Origin of the sequence: Flavobacterium gillisiae, from assembly GCF_900107635.1 — a bacterium.
In the GTDB taxonomy this organism is placed as follows: Bacteria; Bacteroidota; Bacteroidia; order Flavobacteriales; family Flavobacteriaceae; genus Flavobacterium; species Flavobacterium gillisiae.
In genome coordinates, this window is sequence record NZ_FNRD01000004.1 from 136,128 (window position 1) to 153,140 (window position 17,013).

At 33.8% G+C, this 17,013-nt stretch carries 20 protein-coding genes; 14 read left to right on the forward strand and 6 right to left on the reverse strand.

Going from position 1 to position 17,013, the window contains the following annotated elements; translation table 11 throughout:
* Window positions 1-8: 8 nt before the first annotated feature.
* A complete protein-coding gene (locus BLV35_RS19635; protein WP_262488517.1) occupies window positions 9-143 on the reverse strand; it encodes a hypothetical protein in 135 nt (44 codons plus the stop codon).
* A 497-nt stretch (window positions 144-640) separates the two neighbouring features.
* Between BLV35_RS19635 and BLV35_RS07235 the strand changes: the two genes are divergently transcribed.
* Together BLV35_RS07235 and BLV35_RS07240 are read left to right on the forward strand one after the other, a co-directional pair.
* Window positions 641-2,260 carry a sensor histidine kinase gene (locus BLV35_RS07235; RefSeq protein WP_091087123.1) on the forward strand — a complete coding sequence of 540 codons (1,620 nt, stop codon included), beginning with the start codon at window positions 641-643 and terminating at the stop codon, window positions 2,258-2,260.
* 9 nt (window positions 2,261-2,269) lie between these two features.
* Window positions 2,270-2,674, forward strand: coding sequence for a response regulator (locus BLV35_RS07240; protein ID WP_091087127.1), 405 nt, complete (start codon window positions 2,270-2,272; stop codon window positions 2,672-2,674).
* A 95-nt stretch (window positions 2,675-2,769) separates the two neighbouring features.
* On the opposite strand, the gene BLV35_RS07245 is transcribed toward BLV35_RS07240, so the two are convergent.
* The 3 genes from BLV35_RS07245 to BLV35_RS07255 all read right to left on the reverse strand — a co-directional run bounded on the left by BLV35_RS07245 (window position 2,770) and on the right by BLV35_RS07255 (window position 5,636).
* Window positions 2,770-3,486, reverse strand: a complete 717-nt coding sequence (locus BLV35_RS07245; RefSeq protein WP_091087130.1) for a hypothetical protein — start codon at window positions 3,484-3,486, stop codon at window positions 2,770-2,772.
* Window positions 3,487-3,679: 193 nt separating this feature from the next.
* A complete protein-coding gene (locus BLV35_RS07250; protein ID WP_091087135.1) occupies window positions 3,680-5,260 on the reverse strand; it encodes an NADP-dependent glyceraldehyde-3-phosphate dehydrogenase in 1,581 nt (526 codons plus the stop codon).
* A gap of 64 nt (window positions 5,261-5,324) precedes the next feature.
* Entirely contained in the window at window positions 5,325-5,636 is a 312-nt protein-coding gene (locus BLV35_RS07255; RefSeq protein ID WP_091087139.1) for a rhodanese-like domain-containing protein, read from the reverse strand.
* Window positions 5,637-5,933: 297 nt separating this feature from the next.
* Between BLV35_RS07255 and BLV35_RS07260 the strand changes: the two genes are divergently transcribed.
* The 3 genes from BLV35_RS07260 (at window position 5,934) to BLV35_RS07270 (ending at window position 8,774) form a co-directional block, all read left to right on the forward strand.
* Window positions 5,934-6,560, forward strand: coding sequence for a Crp/Fnr family transcriptional regulator (locus tag BLV35_RS07260; protein ID WP_091087142.1), 627 nt, complete (start codon window positions 5,934-5,936; stop codon window positions 6,558-6,560).
* A 74-nt stretch (window positions 6,561-6,634) separates the two neighbouring features.
* Window positions 6,635-7,423 (forward strand): sulfite exporter TauE/SafE family protein, encoded by a 789-nt coding sequence (locus BLV35_RS07265; protein ID WP_091087146.1) that lies wholly within the window; start codon window positions 6,635-6,637, stop codon window positions 7,421-7,423.
* A 76-nt stretch (window positions 7,424-7,499) separates the two neighbouring features.
* Window positions 7,500-8,774, forward strand: coding sequence for an NAD(P)/FAD-dependent oxidoreductase (locus BLV35_RS07270; RefSeq protein ID WP_091087150.1), 1,275 nt, complete (start codon window positions 7,500-7,502; stop codon window positions 8,772-8,774).
* Between the two features lie 77 nt (window positions 8,775-8,851).
* Here the strand turns inward: BLV35_RS07270 and cydB are convergent, their stop codons facing one another.
* Window positions 8,852-9,928, reverse strand: a complete 1,077-nt coding sequence (cydB, locus tag BLV35_RS07275; RefSeq protein WP_091087671.1) for a cytochrome d ubiquinol oxidase subunit II — start codon at window positions 9,926-9,928, stop codon at window positions 8,852-8,854.
* Between the two features lie 6 nt (window positions 9,929-9,934).
* Window positions 9,935-11,266 carry a cytochrome ubiquinol oxidase subunit I gene (locus BLV35_RS07280; RefSeq protein ID WP_091087154.1) on the reverse strand — a complete coding sequence of 444 codons (1,332 nt, stop codon included), beginning with the start codon at window positions 11,264-11,266 and terminating at the stop codon, window positions 9,935-9,937.
* A gap of 227 nt (window positions 11,267-11,493) precedes the next feature.
* On the opposite strand from BLV35_RS07280, the gene BLV35_RS07285 reads away from it, so the two are divergent.
* The 9 genes from BLV35_RS07285 to BLV35_RS07325 all read left to right on the forward strand — a co-directional run bounded on the left by BLV35_RS07285 (window position 11,494) and on the right by BLV35_RS07325 (window position 16,974).
* Window positions 11,494-12,912 carry an MBL fold metallo-hydrolase gene (locus BLV35_RS07285; protein WP_091087157.1) on the forward strand — a complete coding sequence of 473 codons (1,419 nt, stop codon included), beginning with the start codon at window positions 11,494-11,496 and terminating at the stop codon, window positions 12,910-12,912.
* 107 nt (window positions 12,913-13,019) lie between these two features.
* Window positions 13,020-13,235, forward strand: a complete 216-nt coding sequence (locus BLV35_RS07290; RefSeq protein ID WP_091087160.1) for a YgaP family membrane protein — start codon at window positions 13,020-13,022, stop codon at window positions 13,233-13,235.
* Between the two features lie 9 nt (window positions 13,236-13,244).
* The gene (locus BLV35_RS07295; RefSeq protein WP_091087164.1) at window positions 13,245-13,544 is read left to right on the forward strand and encodes a DUF202 domain-containing protein; all 300 of its coding nucleotides are present in this window, start codon (window positions 13,245-13,247) and stop codon (window positions 13,542-13,544) included.
* On the forward strand, window positions 13,537-14,373 hold the full coding sequence (locus tag BLV35_RS07300) for a methyltransferase domain-containing protein (protein ID WP_091087166.1): 837 nt from the start codon (window positions 13,537-13,539) through the stop codon (window positions 14,371-14,373). Before BLV35_RS07295 ends, BLV35_RS07300 begins: the two co-directional genes overlap by 8 nt.
* Complete coding sequence (locus BLV35_RS07305) at window positions 14,370-14,576, forward strand: hypothetical protein (protein ID WP_091087169.1); 207 nt, start codon at window positions 14,370-14,372, stop codon at window positions 14,574-14,576. Before BLV35_RS07300 ends, BLV35_RS07305 begins: the two co-directional genes overlap by 4 nt.
* Complete coding sequence (trxA, locus tag BLV35_RS07310; RefSeq protein WP_091087172.1) at window positions 14,569-14,874, forward strand: thioredoxin; 306 nt, start codon at window positions 14,569-14,571, stop codon at window positions 14,872-14,874. Before BLV35_RS07305 ends, trxA begins: the two co-directional genes overlap by 8 nt.
* Entirely contained in the window at window positions 14,871-15,062 is a 192-nt protein-coding gene (locus tag BLV35_RS07315) for a DUF6132 family protein (protein WP_091087175.1), read from the forward strand. Before trxA ends, BLV35_RS07315 begins: the two co-directional genes overlap by 4 nt.
* A 65-nt stretch (window positions 15,063-15,127) precedes the next feature.
* Complete coding sequence (locus BLV35_RS07320) at window positions 15,128-15,721, forward strand: TetR/AcrR family transcriptional regulator (RefSeq protein WP_091087177.1); 594 nt, start codon at window positions 15,128-15,130, stop codon at window positions 15,719-15,721.
* A complete protein-coding gene (locus BLV35_RS07325) occupies window positions 15,718-16,974 on the forward strand; it encodes a TolC family protein (RefSeq protein ID WP_091087180.1) in 1,257 nt (418 codons plus the stop codon). Before BLV35_RS07320 ends, BLV35_RS07325 begins: the two co-directional genes overlap by 4 nt.
* The last annotated feature ends 39 nt before the right edge of the window (window positions 16,975-17,013 follow it).

Below are 17,013 nucleotides of genomic sequence, written 5' to 3' on the forward strand. Positions count from 1 at the left end.
CGCGACTCTTACTCCACTAACTTATAATAGAACATTTCAGGAACGCCTTCTACTCCAGCTTCCTTCATCAATTTTTTCTGTTCTTCTGATGTGATCAATGCTTTTGCCTTATCAATATCTGAAATTACAAATACTATAGTCATTATATTAGAATCATCAATATTTCTACCTATAATACCATTAATAGAATCCTCTTATTAATATTCCTTCCCATCCTCACACATTTTATGCAATTAGATCAAAACCTTCTCCCTAATAACGACTCTGTTATCTAGTTATCAATCTATTACAACTGTAATAAATTCATTTTATTAATTACAATCTACATTCAGATTCTAATAAAATAATTCGACAACTAAAAACCTATATTCTAAAATTTAATACGATAGTGTACAATTATTTCTCCGTATTTTTACAAGCCTACAACTGTATAATTGATTATATATTTAATAAACAAATTTTTAGATTTTGTTTGAGGTCACAATTTATTTTACTGACTACAATCTAAGTTCTGAGTATACAAACATTAAACAAGTCTTAAAATTTGATAATATAAAATTTAAAAACATTCTAAGGGATAATTTTAAAGTACCTTTAACAATTAACAAGTGTTTTCTTTTCTTGTAAAATAGATGAACAAATGAATTTAATGAAATTCCATTTACTAATGAATCTACAAAATAGAAAAAAACTAGAAATTCTAAGTGCCATAATTGTGCTCATTTCCATAATTAGTTTTCTAGGCTATCTATTCAAATTCAGTTTTTATTCAATTTTACCTTATCCTTGGTCCCTACCGATTCAAATAAATTCTTCAATAAACTTAGTCTTATTTTGTATTTTGTTACATTTTATAGTTAACAAAAAAAATAATCTTTTTATTAAATATTGCTCAATACTAATAATTGTAAATGGTCTTCTAAATTTACTATACATTATACACCTTAACTCTGGCATTCTTAATTCAATATTTGCTAATCCTATTTTAGATGGTGTATTAATTGGCAGGTACACTAATGGCCGACCTTGCGTAGCAAGCATCCTTAGCTTTACATTAATGGGGTTCTCGTTTTTGGGGATACGTTCAAAAAATAAAATTTTTAATCAAATAGCACAAGCTACTTTGCATCTAGTTACACTAATTTCAATTCTTACAATCTTAGGCTTATCAGATCACATCCCAAGTTTAGATCAACTCTACTTCTTTAGTAATTTTTCGATATATGGTGCTTTTATGCTCATGTTATTATCTATAATGGCCGCAGCTGTTCAGCCCAATTTAGGTTTTGCAGCAACATTTATTGGTTCTAAAATAGGACACGAAATTAGCCGTTCTTTATTTCCCAAAATATTATTCTCGGTTTTAATCGTAGGATATTTAAAAATTTTAATCGCAAGATCAGCTTTAATAAATGAAGCTTCCGCAAATGCATTATTACAAACCTCATATATTTTAATCGCCTTATTTATAATCTACTTTACAAAAGAGAGTTTAAATAAAATTGATGATAAAAGAAAAGAAGCTGAAAGTAAAATTGTCTTAGCAAACAACAGTCTTGAAAAAAGGATTATGGAACGTACAAACCATCTAACACAACAAAATAAGCAGTTAGAGGAATTTGCATATGTAGTCTCTCATAATTTTAGAGCACCCGTTAGTAATTTACAATCTCTTATAGATATTTATAAAGAGGAAAAAGACATCAAAATTAAAGATCTATTATTAGATAAATTTGAAATAACAATCAATAATCTTGATACGACACTAAATGATCTATTAAACGGTATTTCTGTTAAAAATGATTCAAAAAAGGAAAAACAGCACTTATTATTCAACAGCAGTTTTTTAACTGCAGTCGAATCTTTTCAAGGAGATATTATTAAATCTGGGGCTCTAATCACAAGTGATTTTTCAAAGGCGCTAGGTATAGAATATTCAGCCTTGTATTTAGAAAGTATAATTCAAAACCTGCTGAGCAATGCCTTAAAATATAGTTCACCTCTACGAACTGCCAAAATTCATTTTGAATCCCATATTATCAACGATGAAGTTGTACTTACGGTTTCTGATAATGGGCTAGGTATTGATTTAGAGGAACATGGAAAGGACATCTTTGGGTTTAATAAAGTTTTCCATAAGCATCCTGATGCAAAAGGAGTTGGACTTTTCCTAGTAAAAGCACAAGTTGAAGGAATGGGAGGAACAATAAGCGTAGAGAGCAAAGTTGATGCTGGAACAAAATTTAAAATTATATTTTAAAACAATATTATGGACAAAAAATTACTAATTGCAATTGTAGATGATGATCTTATTTTCCAATTTATCGCGGAAAGATTGATCGAATCAATTAATTCTGAACACCAAACAATTATATTCTCGGATGGAAAAGAAGCCATCGATTTTATCGATTCTAACCGTAATGAGATCGATACTCTTCCCGATATTATATTTCTTGATATTAATATGCCAGTTATGAATGGTTGGCAATTCTTAAATAAATACATTGAAATCAAATCGAAAATTGAGAAAGAAATAACGATCTATATCGTTAGCTCTTCAAAAAATCCGGATGACTTTATTAAAGCAGAAAACATAAATGAAGTGACTGATTATATAGTCAAACCTATTAACCGCGAAAAATACACTAGTATCCTAGATTCCTTTTGCAAATAAAACCCTCATTATCCTTTTGTTTAAAAAAACTTAATAATAGACATTAAAAAACCGCAAAAGGGTGCCCTTTTACGGTTCTATAGATATCATATACCTTACTCTACTAACTTATAAAAGAACATTTCTGGAACACCTTCTACTCCTGCATCCATCATCACTTTTTTCTGTTCTTCTGATTTGATCAATGCTTTTGCCTTATCAATATCTGAAATTGCAAATACTATAGTCACTATATTAGGATCATCAATATTTCTTGCCATTCCTCGGTCAATTAAGCCTCCCTCCATTCTTTTGATTATTCCTTCTTCGTCATATACTTTGAGCCAAGCATCAAAATCTTTTACGCGGTGGGTTACCATTAGTCTGTCTTTCAGATTTATTTTTGAATTATCATTTCGAATTACTTCATAAAAGCCGAATTTAGGAGTATTCAGCACACCAGCTTTCTTCATCGCGTCCTTAAGGCTAGGGAGCATGCTAAAATCCTTGGCTTTATTGACATCATCCATTTTATCAATTACCATAATCGTATTGGGATTATCCATCCCTCTACCAATAACAAAATGCGAAATTCCATAGGTCATTCGGACTGAATCATGAGCGTCATATGCTAGTCTCCATTTATTGTAACCAGCAACATCGTGTTTGATTACAATAACCTTAAAAGGCATGAATGCAGTACTCGCGGTATCAACCTCTTCCATTGTACTTACTTCCTCTACTTTTTCAGCTTTGTTGTTTTTACATGAAAAGAATACAACAGTAAAAACTATAACTAAAACTGACATCCACAATCGTTTACTATTTTTCATACTATTACTTTTAAAGTTAATTACACTAAGTAAATATAGTAATAAATACTGATTATCAGGTACTTAGATTTATTTATAATTAAAAAAGAAAAAATATCTTAGTATCTTTCTCTATTGGAAAGAACATAAAAATCCATAAAAAAACCGCCTAATCTTAGAGTTAGGCGGTTACTATTATTAGTACTACTATTTATTACAAAATATAATCGGTCGTAATAAAATTGGACTGATCACTATTCAATAACGCTTGTAAAATTTCATTGTTATAGTCATTGTCTTTTGAAGCTACAAAAGTTCTAATCGAGAATGAACGTAAGGCATCGTGGATACTTAATGTTCCTACAGCCGAATCTTTACGTCCAGTAAATGGATAAATATCCGGACCTCTCTGGCAAGAACTATTTAGATTTACACGACATACTAGATTCACTAAAGTATCGATAAGTGGTGCAATGGTTTTAATGTCTTTTCCAAACAAACTTACTTGTTGCCCGTAATTAGACTCTGCCATATCATTTAAAGGCTCTTGTATGTCCTTAAAACTAATAATAGGTACTACAGGTCCAAACTGCTCTTCATGATACACACGCATCTCTTTGTTAATAGGATATAAAACCGCAGGGAAGATAAAATTAGGAGAATGCTCTCCTCCTTTTTCATTAATCACTTTAGCTCCTTTGTCGATCGCGTCATCAATTAATTCTTGAATATAAGCCGGTTTTTCTTTCTCCGGTAATGGAGTCAAAGAAACAGCTTTGTCCCAAGGGTTTCCAAAAACCAATGCGTCCACTTTCGCAGCAAATCGTTTGTTGAACTCTTTCACTACGTCTTCGTGTACATACAAAATTTTTAAAGCGGTGCAACGTTGTCCATTAAAGGATAAACTTCCTGAAATACATTCTTGAATGGCTAGATCTAAATCGGCATCCGCCAAAACAATTGCAGGATTTTTAGCTTCTAAGCCTAAAATTAAACGCAATCTATTTTTGTTTGGATGTTGGTCTTGCAATGCAATAGCCGATGTACTGTTTCCAATCAAAGCCAAAACAGTTACTTTACCTGATTTCATAATAGGAGCAGCTACTTCACGACCGCGACCATATACAATATTGATTACACCTGCTGGAAAACTATTTTTAAAAGCTTCTAATAAAGGTGAAATTAATAAAACTCCATTTTTTGCAGGTTTGAACACTACCGTGTTTCCCATAATTAAAGCGGGAATCAGTAACGAAAAAGTTTCATTTAAAGGATAGTTGTACGGTCCAAGACACAACACAACTCCAAGTGGTCCACGACGTACCATGGCATTTACACCTTGACTTTTTGTAAAACGCGCACTATTACGGTCTAATTGTTTGTAATCCTCAATTGTATCGTAGATGTATTCTACCGTTCTATCAAATTCTTTTTGAGAATCAGGAAGTGATTTCCCTATTTCCCACATCAAGTACTTCACCACCACGTCACGAGTAGTTTCCATTTGGTTAACGAAACGAGTCATACATTTGATACGATCTGCCACTTTCATAGTAGGCCATAATCCCTGTCCGTTATTAAACGCTACATCTGCCGCATGTACTGCCTCTAGTCCTTCTTTTTCTCCCATAAATGGAATAGAACCTAATATCGTTGGTTCATACTTTTCGGTAGATGAAATTGTAGAAAAAACTGCTGATGTTTGACCATCCCATTTTTTCAACTCACCATTTACTAAATAGGTATCTTGATTTAATAATGTCTTTATCTGAAATTCTTCTGGTATTGCGTTCATTTTTGGTTCTTTTTGATATTATATTTTATAAGGTATAGTAATAGACTTCAATCTCTTTATAGTATCAAGGCGATACGATTTCTCCGTCCCAGCCTAAGATTCCTCCCGATAAATTAAAAGCGTTTTCAATTCCTAGTTCATTCATTATTTCGCAGGCTTTCGCACTTCTTGCTCCTGAACGACAATAAACATAATAGTTTTTACTCTTGTCTAAAGCATCAATTTCAGAAACAAAAACCGGTCCCTGATGGATATCAATATTTATGGCATTGGAGATTATTCCGTCATTGTATTCATCCTCTGTACGTACATCTAGGATTACCGCGTTTACATCTCCTTCAAGTTGAGAAGCCCAATCTTCTTGTGATAAATTCATAATAAGGTTTTTTGTAAATTTACAATGTTTTTTGATAACAATAAACCTACGATTTTAGAATTAAATAATAAATCAGTGAAAACGTTTTCGCTACTATTTAATAATCAGTCAATTATATATTTCACTATTAATCATCAAAAATAGTCCACTAAATCGATAGGAAAATTGTCAATTCTTCAGAGACGATACCGTTAGAAATAAGATGAACAACAACTACATCCGTTCCTTTAACTTATTCAATAATTAACGTACTTTTACATTATTGCACTCAAAAGCTAATTCAAACTCAAACTCAAAATGCAAGATTCTTTAAAAAAAACGTTCCCTACTTTTTCCAATGAGTTGATCCAGGATATTCAAAACAATGCATCAATTCAAACCTTTAAAGCCGGAGATGTTATCATGCGAACAGGTCAGTACATCAACAATACGATGTTAATTACTAAAGGTCAGCTTAAGGTTTTTAGAGAAGGGGAAAATGGTGGAGAGTTTCTAATGTATTATTTACAACCAGGACAAGCATGTGCTGTTTCTATGATATGTGCCTCTAAAAGCCAAACCAGTCAGATAATGGCTAAAGCAGTTGATGATGTAGAATTGATAATGGTGCCGCTTTCTTTGATGGAAAAATGGATGATGGAACACCGTACTTGGTATGAATTTGTAATTTTTACTTACCGAATCCGATTTGAGGAATTACTCGAAGTAGTAGACAGTATTGCATTTAGGGCAATGGACGAGCGACTAGAGTTCTATTTGAAACGTCACTCGGATGCCTGTGGCAGCAAAGATTTAAAATTATCACACCAAGAAATTGCGACAGAGTTAAATACTTCCAGAGAAGTGATTTCGCGACTACTCAAAAAAATGGAACAACGCGAATTAGTAAAATTACATCGCAATCACATTGAACTTTTAACCTAAAAAAAGCGACCTATGTGACAATTGTTACTGTTTGCGAAATAAATAGGAACAACCTTTGCAAGAAAAATTAAGAGATGGAATATATTGGTTATTTAGCTTCAATTATTATCGGTCTTTCCTTGGGTTTAATAGGCGGTGGTGGATCAATACTGGCTGTGCCCATTTTAGTGTATCTTTTTAAAATACATCCAGAACAAGCAACTAGTTATTCTTTATTTATAGTGGGGTTCACCTCAATGATAGGTTCTTTTAGTCACTACAAATTAGGTAACTTAAAAATTAAATCAGCACTGGTTTTTGCAGTTCCTTCGATTTTATCTTTACTTTTTGTTCGAAAAATTATTCTCCCGCTACTTCCTGATATTCTCTTTTCTATTGATGATTTTGACATCACTAAGAATTTATTAATCATGATTGTGTTTGCTTTTCTTATGATTGCAACCTCGGTTTCTATGATTCGAAAATCAAAAAAAGTCAAAGAAGCAAAAGAAATTAATTTTCTGATACTTTCAATAATTGGATTATTTGTTGGGTTAATAATAGGTTTTTTAGGTGCTGGCGGAGGATTTTTAATTATTCCAGCTTTATTGTTTTTTGCTAATCTTCCCATGAAGCAAGCCGTAGGAACTTCACTATTCATCATATTTATCAACTCTTTAATTGGTTTTGGTGGTGACTTACTAGGAGGCGTTGATTTAAACTACAAGTTGTTGCTCATTATTTCGGCCATGGCTATCATTGGATTATTTATCGGAACCCAATTGTCGAAAAGAATAGATGGAGCAAAATTAAAACCTGCTTTTGGATGGTTTGTATTGGTAATGGGAATCTATATTATCTTTAAAGAGCTTTTCTTTAAATAAAACGTTATGTAACATAAGTCACTGAATTACAGCAACTAGTATTGTACTATTGTAGTAACTCTAACACTTATCAACCATGCAAGAACATTTTCAAATACTAATTGTTGGCGGCGGTAATGCGGGACTATCCTTTACTTCCCAACTACTTCGTAAAAAAAGCGACCTGAAAATAGGAATCATAGAACCCTCAGAAAAACATTATTACCAACCCGCTTGGACATTAGTGGGTGCCGGTATCTATGACATCAATAAAACAAGACGGAAAGAAAAGGATTATATCCCAAAAAACAGTACTTGGATAATAGATGCAGTTACTGAGTTTGTTCCCTCTGAAAACAAAGTAATTTGCCAAAGCGGAAAAGAAATCAGTTATCAATATCTAGTTGTAAGCCCAGGTATCCAATTAGACTGGGACAAGATTAAAGGCCTTAAAGAAACTTTAGGAAAAAACAAAGTGAGTAGTAATTACTCCTTTGAATTTGCGCCAAAAACTTGGGAGTTTATCGAGAACTTTAAGGGCGGAACTGCTGTCTTTACAAATCCTTCAACACCCATAAAATGTGGTGGAGCTCCTCATAAAATAATGTATTTAGCCTGCGACTATTGGCGAAAAAAAGGCATCCTTGACAAATGTGACGTTCACTATATATCTGGAGGAGCCGGTATCTTTGGCGTACCCGAATATGCAGAAACACTTAAAAAAGTATTACACAAATATAAAATACAAACTCATTTTGGCGCTAACGTAACAGCAATCAATGGACCAACAAAAACAGTTGAATACGAGACTAAAGCCACCGATGAAGCGATAAAACAAAGTTTATCTACGATTGACGCTGCTTGTTATTCCATTGCTACTACTAATGATAACGTTGAAACGAAGAAAGTTTCAATGCAATTTGATCTTTGCCATACAGTTCCACCACAATCAGCACCCGATTTTATTAAAAAAAGCCCAATTGCTGATCCCAACAGTCCTTTAGGATTTGTAGAAGTTGATAAATTTACTTTGCAGCATTCTCGATTTCCTAATGTGTTTGCCTTAGGCGATTGTACTAATGCCCCTGCCAGTAAAACTGGAGCGGCAATACGAAAACAAGCTCCCGTGGTAGTCGCTAATCTTCTAGCTGTATTAGAAGGCAAAGCTCCTACCGAACAATATGATGGATATAGCGCTTGCCCTATTCCTACCGAATACGGAAAATTAATGCTGGCAGAGTTTGATTATGATAACAAACCAAAAATGACTTTTCCATTTGACCAAGCAAAACCGCGTTGGTCGATGTGGATACTAAAAACCAAGATATTACCTTGGTTGTATTGGAATAAAATATTAAAAGGAACAGCGTAATACTATCGATATCTAATAAAAACTCCCTTGTCATAATCAATTGACAAGGGAGTTTCTTATTTAGAATTTAAAATAAATTAATGTTCGCCGTAACCTACGTTATCCATTTTTCCGCTAAAGACTTTATATTGGATAATAAAATAAGTGATTACCAAAATCAATGCGATTACAAACCAGTAAACGCCTACTGATAATCCGTAATCATCGGCAGCCACATTATAAATAGTCAAGGAAGGATTAACCGTATTTGTAGAAGGTAAAACATTAGGAAAAATAGAAGCTGCAGTTGATGTAAACCCTCCTACTAAGAATAAACTTGAAAATAAAAATCCTGCACAATCGTGGGTAAATGATTTTACTTTAAACAATCCAAAAATACCGATAAAGCACAATAAGGGAAAAAGCCAAAGTAGCGGATTATCTATATAATTATGAAAAGGCTGCGGTTCAATATTATGCCAAATTAACAACGAAAAAATCACTAAAGCCAGCAAGACAAAATTGAGTTTAAAAACGACTTCTTTTAACTTGGGGTTCAAATCTGAGTTGGTTTTATAGATGATCCAATTAGCTCCATGAATCATTAAAGCCACCACACTTACAACGCCTAAAAACAAGGTAAACCAGTCGATAATCCCTAACTGATCTGCTTTAGGACTAAATGTAGGATTCCACAAAGGCAAAAAGAAAAAGTGTGCTTCCTGAGTAGAAACTCCGTTGGTTACCATTCCAAGGTTTACACCGCGTACCACATTTCCTAAGGCAACGCCAAAAAATAATGCCAATAATAAACTCGCTATCCCAAAAGCTTTGTCCCAAACAACCTCCCACATTGGGTGATGTATTTGTCCGCGCAATTCCAATCCAATGGCTCGGAAAATGAGCAACCATAAAATCATCATCAAAGGCAAATAAAAACCACTAAAAGACGAAGCATATAATGTAGGAAAAGCAAAAAGCAAGACTCCTCCTGCAGCTATTAACCAAACTTCATTAGCATCCCAAAAAGGACCAATGGCATTAGTTATCGCTTTTTTATCTTTTTCCGTCTTGGCAAAAAATAAATGAATAATTCCTGCCCCAAAATCATAGCCATCCAAAACGACATAAACCGCTAAAATTCCCATTAAAACAACATACCAAAAGAATTCCATAATCATTTATTTTTTTACAGTTTCGGGACCATTTTTAATTATTTTTCCAACCAAAAGTAGAAACAACAAACCTAACAGCAGATACAAACCTACAAACCCCAATAAGGTAAACAAGGTATTCCCTGAAGAAACTGTGGGTGATATTCCTTCTGATGTTCGTAATAAATTATAGACTAACCAAGGTTGTCTTCCTAGCTCTGAGGTATACCATCCTGTGGTATTAGCAATATAAGGAAATGGCATCATGAAGAACAAAGCCCATAAAATCCATTTGGTTCCAAATAGCTTTTTTCTAAATAATTGTAAAGCTGCTAAAGACATCAAACCAATAAAAACCGTTCCTAAGCCTACCATAATATGATAAGCATAATAGAGTCCTGAAATATTGGTAGGATGCGTATTTTCATCAAATTGATCCAATCCTTTTACGGCAGTATCCCAATTCCCATAAGTCAAAAAACTCAACACATTGGGCACAGCTATCTTATTATCTAATTTTTTATCTTTTACGTCAGGCTGCCCTATCAAAACGATTTCGGCTCCTTTTTCTTCGGTATGAAAAATTCCTTCCATAGCCGCAAAAGTAACGGGTTGGTATTTTACCACATTTTTCGCTAACAAATCTCCTGTAGGCACTGCCACTATTAGACTGGATAATAATCCAAAAATTACTCCCGTTTTTAGAAATAACTTACCATACTCCTCATTGCGTTTACTCAGAATATACAGAGCTCCAATTCCCGCTACTACAAATGAACTGGTTACTAACGAAGCCGCTTGATTGTGCAAATAAGAAGGCCACAACCATGGATTTGTAAATAAAGCACTAAAATTAGTAAGGACAAATTTTCCATTGGCGAGAATCTCATAACCTACAGGGTTTTGCATCCAGGAATGTGTTGCTATGATCAGAAAACCACTCGCCCACGACCCTACGAAAATGAGGAGCCCGGTTACAAAATGCCATTTATGTCCAATAATTTTTTCACCAAAGAGAAACATTCCTAAAAAAGAAGATTCCAGAAAGAAGGAAAACATACCCTCCATCGCTAGAGTTTGTCCAATAATCCCTCCCGTTAGTTCCGAAAACTTGGCCCAATTGGTTCCAAACTGAAACTCCATCGGAATTCCCGTCACCACACCCATAGCAAAATTCAAAGCGAAAATTTTCATCCAAAAATGAGTTGCTTTATTGTAATGTATATCGTCTGTTTTTAGAAATTTCCACTTAAAATAAACAATGATTAAGGACAAGCCCATCGTTAATTGCGGAAAAAGGTAATGAAAAGTAATCGTGAATGCGAACTGCATTCTATCGTAAAAAAGCATTTCTTCCATACTGAAGTATTTTTTATAGAGATGCCCACAAATTTAACCTATTTAAATAACCTGAATCATTTAAACACTCATTTTATCTACTGATATTTATCATAGTTTGTGATAATTATAAGTAATAACTTTGATATAGCTAATTAATAGTAACAAAGGTATATTATGTAACATTAGTCACTGTAAAATAGAAATACAAGAATTACCTTTGTATAAGAATCTTAAAAAACACTATCATGCAAATAGAACAAATATATACAGGATGTTTAGCACAAGGTGCTTACTATATAACTTCAAATGGAGAAGCGGCAATTATTGATCCGCTTCGCGAAGTACAACCTTATCTGGATAGATTAGAACGCGATAATGTAAAACTTAAATATATTTTTGAAACGCATTTTCACGCTGATTTTGTTTCGGGACATCTGGATTTAAGTAAAGCGACTGCAGCACCAATAGTATATGGAACAACTGCTAAACCAACATTTGAAGCTATCATTGCCACGGACGGTCAAGAATTTCTTCTTGGAGACATCAAAATAAAAGCACTGCACACTCCTGGACATACCATGGAAAGTACTACTTATTTATTGATTGATGAAAATGGTAAAGAGCATGCTATTTTCTCTGGTGATACTTTGTTTATTGGTGATGTAGGAAGACCTGATTTAGCACAAAAAGCAGCTTCTATGACACAGGAACAATTAGCTGGAATATTATTTCATTCGCTAAGAGACAAAATCATGACTTTGCCAGATGATGTAATTGTGTATCCCGCTCACGGTGCCGGTAGCGCATGTGGTAAAAACATGAGCAAGGAAACTGTAGGAACCATTGGTAATCAAAAAGAAACTAATTATGCTTTAAGAGCTGATATGACTGAGGCCGAATTCATCAAAGAAGTAACGGATGGCTTATTGCCTCCTCCAGCTTATTTTGGAATGAATGTAGCTATGAATAAGCAAGGATACGAAAGCTTTGAGTCTGTTTTAAACAACGGTATGAGAGCTATTGCCGTAAACGATTTTGAAGCTGTAGTCGAAGAAACTGGAGCTCTAATCTTAGACACTCGTAAAAATGGCGCTTTCGCCAAAGGATTTATTCCACAATCAATAAACATAGGAATTGAAGGTGATTTTGCTCCATGGGTAGGCGCTTTAATTGGTGATGTAAAACAATCCATTATTCTAGTTACAGAAATAGGTCAAGAAGAAGAATCGGTAACACGTTTAAGTCGTGTGGGGTTTGACAACTTAGTAGGTCATTTAAACGGTGGTTTTGAAGCTTGGAAAAAAGCAGCAAAAGAAATCGATACTGTCAACAGAATAACCGCAGAAGAATTTGCCAAAGAAGTTAAAGTAGGCGAAAGCAAAGTTATTGACATTCGTAAAGACAGTGAATATAGCGCAGAACATGTTGAAGAAGCTTTTAGCAAGCCACTATCAAGTATAAACGATTGGATCAAAGATATCGATCCTAAAGAACCGTTTTTCTTGCATTGTGCAGGTGGATACCGTAGCATGATTGCCGCTTCGATATTGCAGGCTCGTGGCTTCAGAAATTTCAAAGAAATTGAAGGCGGATTTAATGCTATTGCTAAAACGGAATTGCCTAAAACTGATTTTGTATGTCAAAGTAAAATTTTATCGAAATAAAAACTTGACACAACTGCCTGTTAAAGTACTTGTTTTTCAGTAATTTATACCGTAAATTCATAGTAACTATTTTAATTCAAGAGTTTTAATTTTTTAAAAGAAATATTATGAAAAAGAATTTAGGTATGACGGACAAAATTATTAGAGGAACTATAGCAGCTATTATTGTAGTAATGTATTTTGCCGATATTATAAGTGGTACTGTAGCCATTGTTTTTGGTAGTATTGCCGCTATTTTATTCCTTACAAGTATCATCAGCTTTTGCCCAATGTATTCTATATTTGGTCATAGTAGCAGTCGTGACAATAAAAGTAAAACCTAATTTAAACATATGAAGGAAACGGTCAATAAAGACTTAATCTTAAGAGAACGTCTCGCATTACAGCGAACCACTTTAGCAAATCAAACCACTGTATTAGCCTTTATTCGTACTGCGATGTATTTTTTTGTTGCAGGTTTAAGTACCAGAAATCTATTGGCGATTGAAAACAGTCTAATAATCGAAGTTGCATTTTATGCGATTGCATTTGTTATTTTAATCTTAGGCCTACTGAATTTTTTTAAGCACAGAAAGATGATTACTGAAAATAGAAAACACATTGGAGATTATAAATTAGATTATTATGAATGAGATATCTTGTTGTACCGTATCCTGTGACAAACCATTAGATCAAGACTATTGGGATGCACAGTATAAAGCAAATACTACTGGTTGGGATTTGGGTTTGGTGTCTCCGCCAATTAAAGCCTATATCGATACTTTAAAAGATAAAGACATTGCTATTTTAATTCCAGGTTGCGGGAATACCTATGAAGCAGCCTACCTTCTAGAACAAGGGTTTACTAATATTACAGTAATAGACATTGCTCCAACATTAGTAAAAATTATTGAAGAAAAATTTATCACCAATACCCGAATACAAGTCCTTTTGGGTGATTTTTTCAACCATAAAGGTGAATATGATTTAATTATTGAACAAACATTTTTTTGTGCTTTACCTCCTACTATGCGCCAAAAATATGTTTGGAAAATGCACGAGCTTTTAGCAAAAGACGGAATACTTGCTGGTTTGTTATTTAATCGAAAATTTGAGGTAAGCCCTCCTTTTGGCGGAAGCCAAGAAGAATATGACTTACTCTTTAAAAATGCATTTGACTTTATCAAATTAGAAAAAAGTGATAATTCTATTGCGCCGAGAAGTAATTCAGAATTGTATTTCGAATTCAAAAAAAACGGAGCTGTTAAAGTGAATCTTTATGAATTTGAAGGAATTACTTGTAGTGGCTGCATGAATACCGTTACTGAAAAATTTGCTGCAGTTAAGGACGTACTTAATGTAAGCATGAACGGCAATTTTACGGAAGTTCTAATTGTTAGCACTATAGAAATTCCATTAGAAGAACTACAAAAAATAGTTTCTTATGATGATCATTATAAAATAAAAAAAATAACACAATGAAACAATTACTATTAACAAACTGGCATAGCATGCGCTGGATTCGGCTTGCAATTGGACTGTTTTTAATACAGCAAGCGATACAATATCAACAGCTGTTATTCGGTTTCATGGCTGCATTTTTTCTATTCCAATCGGTTTTTAATACCGGATGCAGCCTTAATGGATGCTCAGTACCACCTTTAAAGAAAAATAAAAATGAATAATAGTTTTGATAATCTCATAAAATCAGAGAAACCGGTACTAGTCGATTTCCACGCTACTTGGTGCGGACCTTGCAAAGTGCTTGGCCCCATTTTAAAAGAAGTAAAAGATAATTTAGGAGACCGAATTTCAATTATAAAAATTGATGTGGATAAAAACCAACAAATAGCATCTCAATATCAGGTGCGAGGTGTTCCCACGATGATTCTTTTTCAAGAGGGGAAACAATTGTGGAGAGAATCGGGGGTATTGGATAAAAATGCTATCATCAAAATCATATTGGAAAAAAGTAATAAATGACAAGAAAAGCCATAATTCTTACCGGAACAGGTATACTAATTGGTGCCATTGCAGGATATGCATATTACCATTTTGTAGGCTGTGCCTCAGGAACCTGTGCCATCACATCTAAACCACTCAATTCCACTTTATATGGAAGCCTAATGGGTGGTTTACTATTTTATATGTTTGTAAAAAAAGTAAAATAGTAACTCCGGTTGCTTTTTTTTGTATCTTCGTTAACCAAATGGTTAAACCATAAAGTTAACACTAAATGACTACAGAAGAAAAAATATTTAATGCGGCAAGAACGGTATTCCAAAAAAAGGGCTTCGCGGGAGCACGTATGCAGGAAATTGCAGATGAAGCGGGTATAAATAAAGCCATGTTGCATTATTGTTTTAAAAACAAACAACTTCTTTTTGAGGCCGTGTTTATGAATGCCTTCAGCCAATTAGCTCCACAAATCAATTTTATATTTAATTCTAACGACTCTGTTTTTGAAAAAATAACAAAGTTCACATACGATTACATCACATTCGTAATCGACAATCCGTATTTACCGCCCTTTGTGATTCAGGAAATGAACAACAATCCCGCATTTGTCATGAAGTTTCTAAACCATGAAAACAGGCCTAATCCAAGTGTACTACTCGCACAAATTGAAAAGGAAATTGAAGCTGGGATAATAAAACCATTGAATCCAAAACAACTTTTGATGGATATCTTTTCATTAACCGTCTTCCCTTTTGCCGCACACATGATGATCAAAGGAATAGTACAAATTTCTGATTCGGAATTTAACGAAATGATGGAAGAACGCAAAACCAGTATCGCAACACAAATTATAAATTCGATAAAAAAATGAGACGAATAAACATCCTATTTCTACTGCTTCTGCCACTATTAACTATAGGTCAGCAAACACTGTCACTGGAAGAGTGCTATGCTTTATCCAATAAAAATTATCCTATTGCCAGGCAAGCTAATTTACTGCAACAAAAATCAACATTGGAAATTGAAGCGCTTAATAAAGCGAAACTACCAAAAATTGACTTAAATGCACAAGCTAGTTATCAGTCAGATGTAACAGCGCTACCAATCAGTTTACCAAATATCACAGTAAATCCGCCCAACAAAGATCAATACCGTGCTACCCTAGATGTCAACCAATTAATCTATAACGGCGGTCTGATTGATGCTAATGCTAAAATTAAAGAAGCACAAACCAAAACACTACAGCAACAAACTGAAGTCAACTTGTACCAACTGAAGTCCAGAATTAATCAGTTGTATTTCTCCACCTTTCTTTTACAAGAGCGTCGTACGATTTTGATATCAAAACAAGAACAATTAGATGCTAAGATTAAAGAAGTGAAATCTGGAATAAAATTTGGCGCAATCCTTCCCGCATCAGAGAAAGTGCTAGAGGCAGAAAAACTAAAAATAAAACAACAACTCACAGAAATTAAGTTTGACAAGAAAAGAGCATTGGAAAGTCTTTCGTCATTGACATCTTCGACCATAAATGACGAGGTAACTTTAGTTAAACCTATAATTGATTGGGAAATAAGTACTGTAAACAGCCGTCCCGAACTGCATTTGTTTGATTTACAAAAGGATCAAATCGAGATTTCTAAAAATACGATTTCTAAAAATAATTTACCCAAGGTAAATGCTTTCGGTCAGGCAGGTTACGGAAATCCAGGACTAAATATGCTCGATAATTCGTTTCAAACTTTTTACATGCTCGGTGTAAAAGCAAATTGGAATGTGTTTGACTGGAATAAATCCAAAAAAGAAAAAGATGCTCTAGTCATTTCTGAGGCAATCGTGACTACCGAAAAAGAAACTTTTTTACTCAATACCAATGTTCAATTACAAGAAATGGAAAATGAAGTAAATAAATTACAGGAGGTCACCACCACCGATTTAGAAATTATTGCCTTAAGAGAATACGTCTTGAAATCATCTGATGCACAACTAAGCAATGGTGTCATAACTTCCTCTGACTATTTGGTTGAATTGACCAATCTATATGAAGCCAAAACGAATCATAAATTACATGAAATTCAATTGCTTTTGGCGAAAGCCAATTACCAAGTTATAAAAGGAAATTAAAAACAGATTTCAGCTTCTTAAGCGAACAATAAATAAACT

Bases quoted from the DNA above. Each gene is read 5' to 3' on its own strand.
- BLV35_RS07280 (WP_091087154.1), bottom strand. From the start codon at position 11,266: ATGGAAGAAATGCTTTTTTACGATAGAATGCAGTTCGCATTCACGATT.
- BLV35_RS19635 (WP_262488517.1), bottom strand. From the start codon at position 143: ATGACTATAGTATTTGTAATTTCAGATATTGATAAGGCAAAAGCATTG.
- BLV35_RS07250 (WP_091087135.1), bottom strand. From the start codon at position 5,260: ATGAACGCAATACCAGAAGAATTTCAGATAAAGACATTATTAAATCAA.
- BLV35_RS07325 (WP_091087180.1), top strand. From the start codon at position 15,718: ATGAGACGAATAAACATCCTATTTCTACTGCTTCTGCCACTATTAACT.
- BLV35_RS07305 (WP_091087169.1), top strand. From the start codon at position 14,370: ATGAAACAATTACTATTAACAAACTGGCATAGCATGCGCTGGATTCGG.
- BLV35_RS07270 (WP_091087150.1), top strand. From the start codon at position 7,500: ATGCAAGAACATTTTCAAATACTAATTGTTGGCGGCGGTAATGCGGGA.
- BLV35_RS07245 (WP_091087130.1), bottom strand. From the start codon at position 3,486: ATGAAAAATAGTAAACGATTGTGGATGTCAGTTTTAGTTATAGTTTTT.
- BLV35_RS07285 (WP_091087157.1), top strand. From the start codon at position 11,494: ATGCAAATAGAACAAATATATACAGGATGTTTAGCACAAGGTGCTTAC.
- BLV35_RS07260 (WP_091087142.1), top strand. From the start codon at position 5,934: ATGCAAGATTCTTTAAAAAAAACGTTCCCTACTTTTTCCAATGAGTTG.
- BLV35_RS07235 (WP_091087123.1), top strand. From the start codon at position 641: ATGAATTTAATGAAATTCCATTTACTAATGAATCTACAAAATAGAAAA.
- BLV35_RS07315 (WP_091087175.1), top strand. From the start codon at position 14,871: ATGACAAGAAAAGCCATAATTCTTACCGGAACAGGTATACTAATTGGT.
- BLV35_RS07295 (WP_091087164.1), top strand. From the start codon at position 13,245: ATGAAGGAAACGGTCAATAAAGACTTAATCTTAAGAGAACGTCTCGCA.
- BLV35_RS07255 (WP_091087139.1), bottom strand. From the start codon at position 5,636: ATGAATTTATCACAAGAAGATTGGGCTTCTCAACTTGAAGGAGATGTA.
- BLV35_RS07320 (WP_091087177.1), top strand. From the start codon at position 15,128: ATGACTACAGAAGAAAAAATATTTAATGCGGCAAGAACGGTATTCCAA.
- BLV35_RS07300 (WP_091087166.1), top strand. From the start codon at position 13,537: ATGAATGAGATATCTTGTTGTACCGTATCCTGTGACAAACCATTAGAT.
- BLV35_RS07240 (WP_091087127.1), top strand. From the start codon at position 2,270: ATGGACAAAAAATTACTAATTGCAATTGTAGATGATGATCTTATTTTC.
- cydB (WP_091087671.1), bottom strand. From the start codon at position 9,928: ATGGAATTCTTTTGGTATGTTGTTTTAATGGGAATTTTAGCGGTTTAT.
- BLV35_RS07265 (WP_091087146.1), top strand. From the start codon at position 6,635: ATGGAATATATTGGTTATTTAGCTTCAATTATTATCGGTCTTTCCTTG.
- BLV35_RS07290 (WP_091087160.1), top strand. From the start codon at position 13,020: ATGAAAAAGAATTTAGGTATGACGGACAAAATTATTAGAGGAACTATA.
- trxA (WP_091087172.1), top strand. From the start codon at position 14,569: ATGAATAATAGTTTTGATAATCTCATAAAATCAGAGAAACCGGTACTA.